Below are 12,829 nucleotides of genomic sequence, written 5' to 3' on the forward strand. Positions count from 1 at the left end.
ATATGACGGGAAGAAGGCGAGTCTGTGCAAATTGTAAAAAAGGAGAAGTTTGTTTTAAAAGAATTTGTGTTTGAAAATGGCAGGGGAATTCCTGTTCAAATGGGGTATGAGACGTATGGCACTTTAAATAGAGAAAGATCAAATGCGATTTTGGTTTGTCACTATTTTAGTGCAACAAGTCATGCGGCAGGAAAATATACAGAGCATGATGAGGAAGCTGGTTGGTGGGATGGATTAATTGGGCCTGGAAAAGCAATTGATACAAATAAATATTTCGTTATATGCACTGATAACCTTTGTAATGTACAGGTGAAGAATCCCTACGTAATTACAACGGGACCAAAATCGATAAATCCGATGACTGGTTTTGAGTATGCGATGGATTTTCCAGTTTTCACATTTTTAGATGTAGCACGTATGCAATATGAGTTAATAAAAGATATGGGGATTGCTAGGCTACATGCTGTAATGGGACCGTCGGCAGGTGGGATGATTGCGCAGCAATGGGCTGTTCACTATCCTCATATGGTAGAGCGAGTGATTGGAGTTATTACGAATCCACAAAATCCAATTATAACGTCGGGAAATGTAGCGCAAAATGCGATTGAAGCAATTCAGCTTGATCCAAACTGGAAAGGTGGAAAGTATGGAGAAGAGCAGCCAACGAAGGGTCTTCATTTAGCAAATCGAATGATGTTTATGAATGCGTTTGATGAACATTTTTATGAAATGGCATTCCCACGGAACAGTATAGAAATGGCACCTTATCAGGAATTTTCTGCATTAACATCATTTGAGAAAGAGATTAATAAAGTGACATGCAAAAGTATAGATTTAGTAGATGCAAATTCGTGGATGTACACTGCGAAAGCAGTCTTATTACATGATATTGCGCATGGATTTTCTTCTTTAGAAGAGGCTCTTTCTAATATAGAAGCGAATGTACTCATGATTCCATGCAAACAAGATTTACTTCAGCCACCTCGTTATAATTATAAAATGGTAGACATTTTGCAAAAACAGGGGAAATATGCAGAAGTATATGAGATAGAAAGTATAAATGGGCATATGGCTGGGGCATTAGATGTTCATTTGTTTGAAAAGAAAGTTTACGAGTTTTTAAATCGGAAAGTATCTAGTTTTGTGTAGGAAATAATTAATGTGGAAAGGTGCATGATTTATAGTAGGCACCTTTTTTTACATGATTTGCAGACGGAAAATATATGAAGCGACTGATAAACCGAAGAAAGCTATACTAAGTAATAGAAATAAGAATGACATTTCTTGAGGGGATTTTATCTTTTTATTATTTTTCATACTAAGAGCAATAACTGCAAAAACTAAGAAAATGATGCCCATAATGAAAAGAAAAAGTGTCATTTTAACTGGCTCCTTTCATCAAACAAGTATATTGAGGATACAATGGGCCAGTTATGTTTGTAAAGAATAAGTTTTGCGGGGAAATTGAGAAATAAATGTTCCATTCTTTGCGTTCCTTCCTTCGCATGCTAAAATTGATGAGAAATGATTGTTTAAAGAAGAAACTGAAGGTTTTATTGTATATAAGGAGGAACTACATATGACAGAAGTAAAAACAATTACTACAGAAGAAGTGCAAGAGCGTTTAGAAAATGGAGAAACATTATTTTTAGTAGATGTAAGGGAAGATGAAGAAGTAGCGGCAGGGAAAATTCCGGAAGCTGTACATATTAAAATGGGCGATATTCCAAATAAAGTAGATTTCTTTGAGAAAGAGAATGAATATATCTTTATTTGCCGTTCGGGAATGCGTAGTGAAAATGTATGCCATTATTTAAATGAGCAAGGATTTAAAACAGTGAATATGGTTGGCGGTATGCTTCAATATGAAGGCGAAACTAAATAAGTAGCTGCAAAAACTTGAAACGAGTCTGTTTCAAGTTTTTTTCTTTTGCATACAGTATACAAAAGGGGGAGGGGAAATGGGAATTAACATGCGTAAAGTAAAAATTATTAATAATACAGGAGCTGTTAATGTCGGCGACTGTTATGATATCTCACCTTTAGCTGTGGCAAAAATATATGCTGGTGCTGGAGGATCGAGTGCGGCTGTGTTTTTAAATGGGAAACGACAGCCAGAAGCTGTGATTAGAACATCAGTGTTTCTTCCGCCATTAGCGACGAGTACACGTACATTAGGTGCATAAAGGAAAGGTAGAGTGTAAGTATGCCTGCACGTATTAAAGAATTTATTATCGTTAATAATACTGGGAATATATTTACAGGTGACAATTTGAGTGATACTTCATTTACTGCTACGAAATCGTATAGTGGTTCAACGGGTTGCACTTGGATTGATGTTGTTACAGTAATAGGGACGGAGACGAAGCTGTGTTTACAACCGGGAGATTCGGTGACGACAACCTATACACGAGGTACCCCTGCTGGTACTTTAACAGGAACAAATATGGGGCAAAGTGTAAATGCATCGGGTATAGCGCAAGCTGTCCCGAATACAGATAATATGGATTCAATTGCGGGACTCCCTTAAGGAATTAAGGGAGTTTTTATTATTTAAAATAAAAATAGTCTTTGAGATTGTTTTTGTAAATACATATTAAGAAGAAGAGGTTTGTTTAAAGTAAAAAAGATGGTGTGTAGGTGGTGAAAGTGTGAAAGAGCGTGATAGACAAAATTCATTAAACTCTAATTTCAGAATTTCACCGAATCTTATTGGACCTACCTTTCCTCCCGTTCCAACGGGATTTACTGGCATTGGGATTACTGGTCCAACCGGTCCACAAGGCCCGACTGGCCCACAAGGACCAAGGGGATTTCAAGGTCCGATGGGGGAGATGGGCCCGACAGGACCTCAAGGAGTGCAAGGGATTCAAGGACCAGTTGGACAAATGGGTGCAACAGGACCAGAAGGACAGCAGGGACCACAAGGATTAAGGGGACCACAGGGAGAAACTGGAGCGACAGGACCTCAAGGAGTGCAAGGGTTACAAGGTCCGATTGGTCCGACCGGAGCGACTGGGGCACAAGGTATACAGGGGATACAGGGATTACAGGGGCCGATTGGAGCTACCGGGCCAGAGGGACCTCAAGGAATTCAAGGAGTGCAAGGGGTACCGGGTGCAACAGGTTCACAAGGAATACAAGGAGCTCAAGGGGTACAAGGCCCACAAGGACCGAGTGGAAATACGGGAGCAACAGGAGTGACTGGTCAGGGGATTAGTGGTCCGACTGGAATAACAGGTCCAACAGGGATAACCGGCCCATCTGGAGGACCTCCAGGTCCGACTGGAGCAACTGGTGCGACAGGGCCAGGAGGTGGACCGAGTGGAAGTACAGGTGCGACGGGAGCGACTGGAAATACTGGGGTAACTGGAAGTGCGGGAGTGACTGGAAATACAGGTCAGACTGGAAGTGCAGGAGAAACAGGAGTACAGGGCCTGCAAGGAATACAAGGGGTTCAAGGGCCAATTGGACCAACGGGTCCAGAAGGTCCGCAAGGTATTCAAGGCATTCCTGGTCCGACAGGAGTAACTGGTGAACAAGGAATCCAAGGGGTTCAGGGAATTCAAGGGATAACGGGGGCAACTGGAGATCAAGGTCCGCAAGGTATACAAGGGGCCATAGGACCTCAAGGTATAACAGGAGCAACAGGAGATCAAGGCCCACAAGGAATACAAGGGGTACCTGGTCCAACCGGAGACACAGGCTCACAAGGAGTCCAAGGGATTCAAGGGCCAATGGGTGATATAGGACCAACAGGCCCAGAAGGCCCAGAAGGACTTCAGGGTCCGCAAGGAATACAAGGAGTGCCAGGACCAGCTGGAGCAACAGGTCCAGAGGGCCCACAAGGAATCCAAGGAATTCAAGGACCAATAGGAGTAACAGGTCCAGAAGGTCCACAAGGAATTCAGGGAATGCAAGGGATTCAAGGTATAACAGGAGCAACCGGAGCACAAGGAGCAACTGGAGTTCAAGGTGTTCAAGGGAATATAGGAGCAACAGGTCCAGAGGGCCCGCAAGGAGTGCAAGGTACTCAAGGGGATATAGGTCCAACAGGTCCAATGGGTCCGCAGGGAGTTCAAGGTATCCAAGGAATTCAAGGACCGACGGGTGCGCAAGGAGTGCAAGGCCCACAAGGAATTCAAGGAATCCAAGGTCCGACAGGAGTAACTGGAGATACGGGTACAACAGGGGTGACAGGGGAAGGGCCAACAGGAGCAACTGGAGTAACTGGTGCAACCGGAGCAACGGGGCTGCAGGGTCCACAAGGAATACAAGGAGTACAAGGAGACATAGGCCCAACCGGTCCGCAAGGTGTTCAAGGTCCACAAGGGATCCAAGGTATAACGGGAGCAACGGGAGATCAAGGGCCGCAAGGAATTCAAGGCCCGCAAGGAATCCAAGGTCCAACAGGTCCTCAAGGAATCCAAGGAGGTCAAGGCCCACAAGGGATACAAGGGGCAACAGGTGCAACCGGAGCACAAGGCCCACAGGGAATTCAAGGGATACAAGGAGTGCAAGGTCCGACTGGTCCACAAGGCCCAACCGGAATACAAGGTGTGCAAGGAGAAATAGGTCCAACTGGTCCGCAAGGTGTGCAAGGTTTACAAGGTCCACAAGGCCCAACCGGGGACACGGGTCCAACAGGAGCGCAAGGCCCACAAGGAATTCAAGGTCCAACGGGGGCAACAGGAGCGACAGGTTCACAAGGAATTCAAGGTCCAACGGGGGCAACAGGAGCGACAGGTTCACAAGGAATCCAAGGTCCAACGGGAGCAACAGGAGCCACTGGAGCGACCGGGGTGACTGGAGTTAGTACAACTGCAACGTATTCCTTTGCAAATAATACTTCAGGAAGTGCTATTTCCGTGTTGTTAGGGGGTACGAATATACCATTACCGAACAATCAAAATATTGGACCGGGAATAACAGTTAGTGGTGGAAATACTGTGTTTACCGTTACAAATGCAGGTAATTATTATATAGCCTACACAATTAATATAACGGCAGCTTTACTTGTAAGTTCGCGTATAACTGTAAATGGAAGTCCGCTAGCAGGAACAATAAATTCACCGGCAGTGGCTACAGGTTCATTTAATGCGACAATTATTAGTAATTTAGCTGCGGGCTCTGCTATTAGTTTACAGTTATTTGGATTACTTGCAGTGGCTACATTATCTACGACAACGCCAGGAGCTACTCTAACTATTATTAGATTAAGTTAATAAGCAAAAAAACCTTGGAACTTTTATGTTTCAAGGTTTTTTATCCCTCTATTTGTGGGCTAATAATCAGTGGGGATGGACAAAACCCCCACTGATTAAAGTTTCACTTTATTCACTTGAGCAAAAACATCGCGGTTCAAAAATATATTATAATAGAATGAAGAGAGGTATAAATTTGGCAGAAAGGGAGAGTGGCGATGCAGGAGAAGGTTAAAGATTTTTTCGGACGCCCACTTCAAGATTTACGCATCTCTGTCATTGATCGTTGTAATTTACGGTGTACGTATTGTATGCCAGCCGAAGTGTTTGGTCCTGATTATGCTTTTTTGAAAGATGAGTTTTTACTGACATTTGATGAAATAGAGCGATTAGCAAAAGTATTTGTTAGCATCGGTGTACGGAAAATTAGACTTACTGGTGGCGAACCCTTGCTCCGTAAGGACTTAACAAAACTTATCGAACGTCTCGTGAAAATTGACGGTTTAGTAGATATAGGATTAACGACAAATGCGATTCATTTAACGAAGCAAGCGAAGGCGTTAAAAGAAGCTGGGTTACACCGAGTAAATGTTAGTTTGGATGCGATAGATGATAATGTGTTCCGCGCAATTAATGGCCGGAATATGAATACGAAGCCAGTGTTAAAAGGAATTATGGCAGCGAAAGAAGCAGGCCTTGAAGTGAAAGTAAATATGGTTGTGAAAAAAGGAATGAATGATCATCAAGTACTTCCGGTTGCTACGTATTTTAAAGAACAAGGAATCACGCTTAGATTTATTGAGTTTATGGATGTTGGCAGTACGAATGGATGGAATTTTGATCAAGTTATTACGAAACGAGAATTAATTGATATGATTCATGGGGTGTATCCAATTGAGCCAGCTGAAGCTCATTATTTTGGTGAGGTTGCGAAGCGGTATCGATACGTTGGAACGAATGTAGAGGTTGGTTTTATTACCTCTGTTTCTGAGTCATTTTGTTCTTCTTGTACGAGAGCAAGAATTTCGGCAGATGGAAAGTTTTATACTTGCTTGTTTGCAACAGAAGGAATGGATTTAAGGAAACTTCTGAGGGAGAACCTTTCGGATAATGAGTTATTAAAAGCTATACAATATGTATGGGAGAATAGAAAAGATCGATATTCAGATGAACGGACAGAAGAAAGTGCGAAAAATCGTCCGAAAATTGAAATGTCTTATATAGGAGGATAAGAAAGGGGGATGTCGTATGCAAGAGCGATATTCAAGACAAATGTTATTTTCTGGTGTTGGGGAAGCAGGGCAACGGAAAATAAGAGGGAAGCATGTGCTCGTTATCGGTGCTGGTGCACTCGGAGCAGCGAATGCAGAAGCAATTGTTAGAGCAGGTGTTGGAAAAATAACAATTGCGGATCGTGATTATGTAGAATGGAGTAATTTACAAAGGCAACAATTATATACAGAAGAAGATGCAAAGCATTATAAACCGAAAGCAATAGCGGCAGCAGAACATTTAAAGGCAATTAATTCCGAAGTAGAAATTGTACCGGTTGTGACTGATGTAACGGTGCAAGAAATGGAAGAGTTAATTAAAGGTGTAGATTTAATATTAGATGCGACAGATAATTTTGAAACGCGCCTTCTTATTAATGATATATCGCAGATGTATAACGTTCCGTGGATATACGGAGGATGCGTTGGAAGTTACGGAGTAACTTATACAATCTTGCCAGGAAAAACGCCGTGTTTTCGATGTTTAATGGAACATCCGGCGAGCGGAGCGACATGTGATACGGCCGGTATTATACAGCCAGCAGTGCAATTAGTAGTTGCACATCAAATAACGGAAGCCTTGAAAATATTAGTAGAAGATTTTGAGGCACTTCGTGAAACGATGCTATCATTTGATCTTTGGAATAATCAACAGATGGCATTTAAAGTGAATAGGCAGAAAAAGGATACATGTTTATCCTGTGGAAAGTTACGTACATATCCGAGTTTAACATTTGAAGCACAAACGAAAACAGAAGTATTATGTGGGCGAAATACAGTTCAAATCCGTCCAGGTGTGCGTCAGGGTTTTAATTTAGAAGAAATTAAAAAGCGCTTACAAAAAAGTGTGGATGTAAAAGCAACGCCGTACTTATTATCATTTCCAGTGGAAGAATATCGTTTTGTTTTATTTACAGATGGCAGGGCGTTTATTCATGGTACGAATGATATGAATGTTGCGAAACGACTATATGCAAGATATATAGGTTGAACCTAAAGGGGAATCCTTTAGGTTCAAATGGAAAAGGTAGGATTAAGAATTTCTAATATAATCTCCATTTTTTCCGCCCGTTTTTTCAAGTAAGTACGTTTCGCCAATAATCATACCCTTATCAACGGCTTTACACATGTCATATACAGTAAGAGCGGTAGCGGAAGCAGCTGTTAAAGCTTCCATCTCAACGCCGGTACTACCTTCTGTTTTAACTTTTACTTCAATAAGTAGCCGATATTGTTCTTCTGACTGTTTCCAATCGAAAGAGACATCAACACCTTTTAATAATAAAGGATGGCACATTGGGATAATATCAGAAGTACGTTTTGCAGCCATAATACCTGCGATTTGTGCGACGGCTAATACGTCACCTTTACCAATTTCGTTGCGTGAGATTTTATCAAAAATTTCTTTTGTAACGAGAATGCTAGAGCATGCTATTGCTGTTCGAACGGTTATTTTTTTGTCACTTATATCAACCATTTTAGCGCGCCCTTGGTCGTTGAAATGTGTGAATGAAGACATGGAATTCCTCCTTGAAGTAATTGCGATTTAATATATAAAGTGTAATCGAGATTAGATATTTTGCAAATATGAGGTGAGAAACAATGGTAGAAAAACGAATCCCGATTCAAGTTGCTGAGGCTGTAGAGCGGGTTATGAAATATGCTAAGCATGGTGAAGTAGAAGAAGTTTCTATTACAGAAAGTTATGGGAGGATTCTTGGAGAGGATGTTGTCTCAGATCACGACGTTCCTCACTTTGATCGTTCTCCTTACGATGGTTTCGCAATTCGAGCAGAAGACACGAAGGAAGCGAGTCAAGAGCAGCCGATTGAATTTGAAGTAATAGGAGAGATCGGAGCAGGATCTGTTTTTGCAGAAGAAGTAGGGGCTTTTCAGGCGGTTCGTATTATGACAGGAGCAGCTATTCCAGAAGATTGCAATGCAGTCGTAATGCTAGAACTGACGGAAGGATTCGAGAGGAACGAAAGTACATATATGAAGTTAAAACGTCCTTTCCAAAACGGTGACAATGTGTCATTTAAAGGAGAAGATATAAAACAAAATCAAGTCCTCGTTAAGAAAGGTGTTGTAATCAATCCAGGTGTTGCCGCATTATTAGCGACGTTTGGATATAGCACTGTGAAAGTTGTAAAACAGCCTGTTGTCGGTATTGTAACGACGGGCAGCGAATTACTAGAAGTGCATGAGGCGTTAGAGCCAGGAAAAATTAGAAATAGTAACTCTTACATGATTGCCGCTCAAATTATGAAAGCTGGCGGAAAAGTGCGTTACTATGGACAACTTGCTGATGAGTTAGATGCATGTTTTACAGCCGTTAAATCAGCGATGGGCGAGGTTGATATTTTAATTACAACGGGCGGTGTTTCAGTAGGAGATTACGACTACTTACCGGCTATTTATGCAAGGTTACAGGCGAATGTACTCTTTAATAAAATAGCGATGAGACCAGGAAGTGTAACGACAGTAGCTGAAGTTGATGGAAAGTTACTTTTCGGTTTATCAGGTAATCCGTCAGCTTGTTATGTAGGTTTCGAATTATTTGTACATCCAATTATGAAAACGTATTTACATGCGAAGGAGCCTCACGTATATAGAACTGATGCTATTTTACAAAAAGATTTTCCGAAACCAAATCCGTTTACTCGTTTTGTAAGAGCGAAAGCGAGTATTGTTAATGGGGCACTACAAGCGATGCCAGTCGGTTTAGATAAATCGAGTGCGGTCTCTTCACTTGCGGATGCAAATGCTTTTATCGTGCTGCCTGGAGGAACGAGAGGATTTGAAGCAGGAATGAAAGTGTCTGTATTATTGTTAGAATGCTCTGAGGGAAGTGATTGGCCGTGGGCAAAGCCTCTTCAATCTTACAAATAGTAGGGTATCAAAATAGCGGGAAAACAACACTTGTAGAGAAGATGGTACACGCATTAGCTGAAAGAGAAATGAAGGTTGCTACAATTAAACATCATGGTCACGGGGGCTTTCCTGAAGTAGCGCAAAAAGATAGTGAAAGACACCGAAAAGCTGGTGCTGTAGTAAGTAGTGTAGAAGGTGCTGGATTACTATCTTTGTCCTCTTTGCGAGATGAATGGTCCTTGCAAGAAATTATCCGCTTGTACGAATTTTTTGAAGTAGATACGATTTTAATAGAGGGCTATAAAGCTGAGAACTATCCGAAAGTAGTGTTACTTCGTTCTGCGGAAGACGCTGAACTTTTACATAAAGTAGAAAATATAGCGGCAGTTATTACGTGGTATGATGCTTCGTCAAATGTAGGAGAAGAATATAAAGTATTTCATATAACAGAAGAAAAATTGTATATAGACTGGTTTTTACAAACAGCTAGGGGTGCAAAATGATAAATACGTATTATGAAGTAATTGATACAGAAATCTCGATTGAAGAGGTGACAAAGAAAGTAGTTCGCCGTGAATGTGGTGCTGTTACAACATTTATCGGGACAGTTAGGGAGTTTACGAAAGGGCGTCGTACACTATACTTAGAGTATGTAGCTTATAAGACGATGGCAGAAAAGATGCTACAGAAAATTGGATCAGAAGTGAAGGAGAAGTGGCCCGGTACACATGTTGCGATTACGCATCGCATCGGCACGCTGCAAATTTCTGATATAGCGGTTGTTGTTGCTGTATCAACGCCTCATCGCAAAGAGGCTTATGAAGCGAATGAATATATTATGGAGCGTATTAAGCAAATTGTTCCAATTTGGAAAAAGGAGTTTTGGGAAGATGGTGACTCATGGATTGGTGACCAATTAGAAAAAACACCATATCCAGCAGGAGAGCCTGGGAAGGAGTTATAAATATGATTCGAGTATTGTTATTTGCGAACTTGCAAGAAGAAGCAGGAACGAGTGAATTACAAATAGAGAAAGAAAATATTACTGTTGCAGAGTTAAAAGATATTGTTGCGAAAGAATATAATGTACCAGTTTCAGCGCCAATTATGGTTGCGATTAATGAAGAGTACGCAAATGAAGATGACACGATACACACTGGTGATGTAGTTGCACTAATACCACCAGTGAGTGGTGGTTAATATTGGATTTATGCTATGAAAAACGACTTTCCTAAATAGGGAAAGTCGTTTTTTTATGGCATTTTGGAGAACACTATCTTATAGGAAAAGGAGGAAGTTATGAAAAAGATATGTGTAATGCTTGCAATGATATGTTCTGTTTTTTTCTTTTCTCCAAGCAATTCTTTGGCAAAAGAATCGACGGAACAGCTTTTAGAAAGTGCGTTACTGAATCGATATTACTCGGTTATAAGGCAAGTGACAGAAGATCAATATGAATGTGACTCAGTTACAAATATAAAGCGTCTAGGCAAGAAAGATGAGTTTGTTCCTAGGTTTGAAGTTACGATACAATTTCTTACATTTCAAGGGGCACATAATCCGCCGAATGATAAAGTTACACTTACTTTGGAAGACAATTTAGATCACATAAGGATAAAGAAAGTGGAGCGAGAAAAGAATGTTTCTGGTGCTATTGTAGAAAAGATTTGTGCACGAAAAAACGAAAAAATAAAAGCTCACTCTAATGATTTAGAGCGATAACCTATGACATTTTGTAGAGAAAGGTAATGAGCGATGGATATACTTTTAGCGATTTTACCAGCTGTATTTTGGGGGAGTATTGTGCTATTTAACGTGAAACTGGGCGGGGGACCGTATAGTCAAACGCTCGGTACAACGTTCGGTGCACTTATCTTCTCAATTGTTGTTTATATTTTTATGAAGCCGGTATTAACTCCGACCGTTATTGGAGTTGGAATTGTATCTGGCTTATTTTGGGCACTTGGTCAAGCGAATCAATTAAAAAGTATTGATTTAATGGGTGTTTCTAGGACGATGCCGATTTCAACAGGGCTTCAATTAGTCGCGACAACATTATTTGGGGTTATCGTGTTTCATGAATGGTCAACGACGATATCGGTCGTTCTTGGAGTTTTGGCGCTCGTTTGTATTATTATCGGGGTTATTTTAACATCGCTGCAAAGTAAAGAAGAGAAGAATGCAGAGCAAGCAGGAAATTTTAAAAAAGGAATTATTATTTTATTAATTTCAACAGTCGGTTATTTAGTTTACGTAGTAGTTATCCGGTTATTTAACGTGAACGGTTGGTCGGCTTTATTACCACAAGCGGTCGGTATGGTATTAGGCGGGATTTTACTCACATTTAAACATCATCCATTCAATAAATATGCGATTCGAAATATTCTTCCAGGATTGATTTGGGCAGCTGGAAATATGTTTTTATTCATTTCGCAGCCAAGAGTTGGGGTCGCAACAAGCTTTTCCCTTTCACAAATGGGAATTATTATTTCGACGCTTGGCGGGATTTTTATATTAGGTGAAAGGAAAACGAAGCGTCAATTAATTGGGATTGTTATTGGTATCGTTTTTATCATTGCAGCTGGAATTATGCTGGGAATTGCGAAAAGTTAAGGAGGTATTAAAATGTATAGCGATTTAGAAGGGAAAGTCGTCGTTATTACAGGATCAGCAACTGGTCTTGGAAGAGCCATGGGAGTAAGATTTGCTAAAGAGAAGGCGAAAGTTGTTATTAACTATCGCTCAAGAGAGTCAGAAGCGAACGATGTATTAGAAGAAATAAAAAAGGTAGGTGGAGAAGCGATTGCTGTAAAAGGTGATGTGACGGTCGAGGCAGATGTTGTGAATCTCATTCAATCTGCTGTGAAAGAGTTTGGTACGCTCGACGTTATGATTAATAATGCAGGGATAGAAAACGCGGTACCGTCGCATGAAATGCCGTTAGAGGATTGGAATAAAGTAATTCATACAAATTTAACAGGTGCTTTTTTAGGAAGTCGTGAAGCGATTAAATATTTTGTGGAACACGATATTAAAGGTTCGGTTATTAATATGTCTAGTGTTCATGAGAAAATCCCGTGGCCATTATTTGTGCATTATGCGGCTAGTAAGGGAGGCATTAAGCTTATGACAGAAACGTTAGCGTTAGAATATGCACCAAAAGGTATTCGGGTAAATAATATTGGTCCTGGTGCAATTAATACGCCAATTAATGCTGAAAAATTTGCTGACCCGAAAAAACGTGACGACGTAGAAAGTATGATTCCAATGGGTTACATTGGAAAACCTGAAGAAATCGCAGCAGTAGCAACGTGGCTTGCTTCAGCAGAGGCAAGTTACGTAACTGGAATTACGTTATTTGCAGATGGTGGAATGACTTTATATCCATCGTTTCAAGCGGGGCGTGGGTAATATGAAAGGCCAAAGAGATTTAACTCTTTGGCCTTTTTTACGCAAAAAAAAATAGCGGTCGGCTATTTT

The 12,829-nt window shown here is 40.9% G+C and carries 17 protein-coding genes; 15 read left to right on the forward strand and 2 right to left on the reverse strand.

Features of this window, described 5'->3' with window-relative positions; translation table 11 throughout:
- The first annotated feature begins 24 nt into the window (after positions 1-24).
- Positions 25-1,149 (forward strand): alpha/beta fold hydrolase, encoded by a 1,125-nt coding sequence (locus MKX66_RS23605; RefSeq protein ID WP_061689112.1) that lies wholly within the window; start codon positions 25-27, stop codon positions 1,147-1,149.
- A 48-nt stretch (positions 1,150-1,197) separates the two neighbouring features.
- Here MKX66_RS23605 and MKX66_RS23610 read toward each other — a convergent pair whose 3' ends face one another.
- Complete coding sequence (locus MKX66_RS23610; RefSeq protein WP_002015640.1) at positions 1,198-1,380, reverse strand: hypothetical protein; 183 nt, start codon at positions 1,378-1,380, stop codon at positions 1,198-1,200.
- 199 nt (positions 1,381-1,579) lie between these two features.
- Here MKX66_RS23610 and MKX66_RS23615 point away from each other — a divergent pair, with 199 nt between their 5' ends.
- The 7 genes from MKX66_RS23615 (at position 1,580) to MKX66_RS23645 (ending at position 7,466) form a co-directional block, all read left to right on the forward strand.
- Entirely contained in the window at positions 1,580-1,885 is a 306-nt protein-coding gene (locus MKX66_RS23615) for a rhodanese-like domain-containing protein (RefSeq protein WP_000141214.1), read from the forward strand.
- A gap of 76 nt (positions 1,886-1,961) precedes the next feature.
- Positions 1,962-2,186: a spore germination protein gene (locus tag MKX66_RS23620; protein ID WP_000512595.1), complete on the forward strand. Its 225-nt coding sequence runs from the start codon at positions 1,962-1,964 to the stop codon at positions 2,184-2,186.
- A 20-nt stretch (positions 2,187-2,206) separates the two neighbouring features.
- A complete protein-coding gene (locus tag MKX66_RS23625; RefSeq protein WP_002143452.1) occupies positions 2,207-2,530 on the forward strand; it encodes a hypothetical protein in 324 nt (107 codons plus the stop codon).
- Between the two features lie 121 nt (positions 2,531-2,651).
- A complete protein-coding gene (locus tag MKX66_RS23630; RefSeq protein ID WP_341087234.1) occupies positions 2,652-5,225 on the forward strand; it encodes a BclA-related collagen-like exosporium protein in 2,574 nt (857 codons plus the stop codon).
- Between the two features lie 25 nt (positions 5,226-5,250).
- Entirely contained in the window at positions 5,251-5,439 is a 189-nt protein-coding gene (locus tag MKX66_RS23635) for a hypothetical protein (RefSeq protein WP_002089074.1), read from the forward strand.
- Entirely contained in the window at positions 5,423-6,436 is a 1,014-nt protein-coding gene (gene moaA / locus MKX66_RS23640; RefSeq protein ID WP_002138702.1) for a GTP 3',8-cyclase MoaA, read from the forward strand. The genes MKX66_RS23635 and moaA overlap by 17 nt, the downstream gene beginning before the upstream one ends.
- A gap of 16 nt (positions 6,437-6,452) precedes the next feature.
- The gene (locus MKX66_RS23645; protein ID WP_002190938.1) at positions 6,453-7,466 is read left to right on the forward strand and encodes a molybdopterin-synthase adenylyltransferase MoeB; all 1,014 of its coding nucleotides are present in this window, start codon (positions 6,453-6,455) and stop codon (positions 7,464-7,466) included.
- A 42-nt stretch (positions 7,467-7,508) separates the two neighbouring features.
- Here MKX66_RS23645 and moaC read toward each other — a convergent pair whose 3' ends face one another.
- On the reverse strand, positions 7,509-7,994 hold the full coding sequence (gene moaC, locus MKX66_RS23650; protein WP_002129484.1) for a cyclic pyranopterin monophosphate synthase MoaC: 486 nt from the start codon (positions 7,992-7,994) through the stop codon (positions 7,509-7,511).
- A gap of 83 nt (positions 7,995-8,077) precedes the next feature.
- Between moaC and MKX66_RS23655 the strand changes: the two genes are divergently transcribed.
- The 7 genes from MKX66_RS23655 (at position 8,078) to MKX66_RS23685 (ending at position 12,760) form a co-directional block, all read left to right on the forward strand.
- Positions 8,078-9,367, forward strand: a complete 1,290-nt coding sequence (locus tag MKX66_RS23655; protein WP_193652329.1) for a molybdopterin molybdotransferase MoeA — start codon at positions 8,078-8,080, stop codon at positions 9,365-9,367.
- The gene (gene mobB / locus MKX66_RS23660) at positions 9,331-9,852 is read left to right on the forward strand and encodes a molybdopterin-guanine dinucleotide biosynthesis protein B (RefSeq protein WP_341087237.1); all 522 of its coding nucleotides are present in this window, start codon (positions 9,331-9,333) and stop codon (positions 9,850-9,852) included. The genes MKX66_RS23655 and mobB overlap by 37 nt, the downstream gene beginning before the upstream one ends.
- The gene (moaE, locus tag MKX66_RS23665; protein ID WP_002129479.1) at positions 9,849-10,313 is read left to right on the forward strand and encodes a molybdopterin synthase catalytic subunit MoaE; all 465 of its coding nucleotides are present in this window, start codon (positions 9,849-9,851) and stop codon (positions 10,311-10,313) included. Before mobB ends, moaE begins: the two co-directional genes overlap by 4 nt.
- Before the next feature lie 2 nt (positions 10,314-10,315).
- The gene (gene moaD, locus MKX66_RS23670) at positions 10,316-10,549 is read left to right on the forward strand and encodes a molybdopterin converting factor subunit 1 (RefSeq protein ID WP_002089064.1); all 234 of its coding nucleotides are present in this window, start codon (positions 10,316-10,318) and stop codon (positions 10,547-10,549) included.
- A 99-nt stretch (positions 10,550-10,648) separates the two neighbouring features.
- Positions 10,649-11,071: a DUF3888 domain-containing protein gene (locus MKX66_RS23675; RefSeq protein ID WP_193652331.1), complete on the forward strand. Its 423-nt coding sequence runs from the start codon at positions 10,649-10,651 to the stop codon at positions 11,069-11,071.
- A 33-nt stretch (positions 11,072-11,104) separates the two neighbouring features.
- Entirely contained in the window at positions 11,105-11,962 is an 858-nt protein-coding gene (glcU, locus tag MKX66_RS23680; protein ID WP_341087238.1) for a glucose uptake protein GlcU, read from the forward strand.
- A 12-nt stretch (positions 11,963-11,974) separates the two neighbouring features.
- Positions 11,975-12,760, forward strand: a complete 786-nt coding sequence (locus MKX66_RS23685; protein ID WP_002015659.1) for a glucose 1-dehydrogenase — start codon at positions 11,975-11,977, stop codon at positions 12,758-12,760.
- Positions 12,761-12,829 lie beyond the last annotated feature (69 nt).

Origin of the sequence: Bacillus sp. FSL R9-9530 (assembly GCF_038008145.1) — a bacterium.
Classification (GTDB): domain Bacteria; phylum Bacillota; class Bacilli; order Bacillales; family Bacillaceae_G; genus Bacillus_A; species Bacillus_A mycoides.

Coding starts and splice junctions, on each gene's coding strand:
- MKX66_RS23610 (WP_002015640.1), bottom strand. CDS start 1,380: ATGACACTTTTTCTTTTCATTATGGGCATCATTTTCTTAGTTTTTGCA.
- MKX66_RS23615 (WP_000141214.1), top strand. CDS start 1,580: ATGACAGAAGTAAAAACAATTACTACAGAAGAAGTGCAAGAGCGTTTA.
- MKX66_RS23620 (WP_000512595.1), top strand. CDS start 1,962: ATGGGAATTAACATGCGTAAAGTAAAAATTATTAATAATACAGGAGCT.
- MKX66_RS23625 (WP_002143452.1), top strand. CDS start 2,207: ATGCCTGCACGTATTAAAGAATTTATTATCGTTAATAATACTGGGAAT.
- MKX66_RS23635 (WP_002089074.1), top strand. CDS start 5,251: ATGTTTCAAGGTTTTTTATCCCTCTATTTGTGGGCTAATAATCAGTGG.
- moaA (WP_002138702.1), top strand. CDS start 5,423: ATGCAGGAGAAGGTTAAAGATTTTTTCGGACGCCCACTTCAAGATTTA.
- MKX66_RS23645 (WP_002190938.1), top strand. CDS start 6,453: ATGCAAGAGCGATATTCAAGACAAATGTTATTTTCTGGTGTTGGGGAA.
- moaC (WP_002129484.1), bottom strand. CDS start 7,994: ATGTCTTCATTCACACATTTCAACGACCAAGGGCGCGCTAAAATGGTT.
- MKX66_RS23655 (WP_193652329.1), top strand. CDS start 8,078: ATGGTAGAAAAACGAATCCCGATTCAAGTTGCTGAGGCTGTAGAGCGG.
- moaE (WP_002129479.1), top strand. CDS start 9,849: ATGATAAATACGTATTATGAAGTAATTGATACAGAAATCTCGATTGAA.
- moaD (WP_002089064.1), top strand. CDS start 10,316: ATGATTCGAGTATTGTTATTTGCGAACTTGCAAGAAGAAGCAGGAACG.
- MKX66_RS23675 (WP_193652331.1), top strand. CDS start 10,649: ATGAAAAAGATATGTGTAATGCTTGCAATGATATGTTCTGTTTTTTTC.
- glcU (WP_341087238.1), top strand. CDS start 11,105: ATGGATATACTTTTAGCGATTTTACCAGCTGTATTTTGGGGGAGTATT.
- MKX66_RS23685 (WP_002015659.1), top strand. CDS start 11,975: ATGTATAGCGATTTAGAAGGGAAAGTCGTCGTTATTACAGGATCAGCA.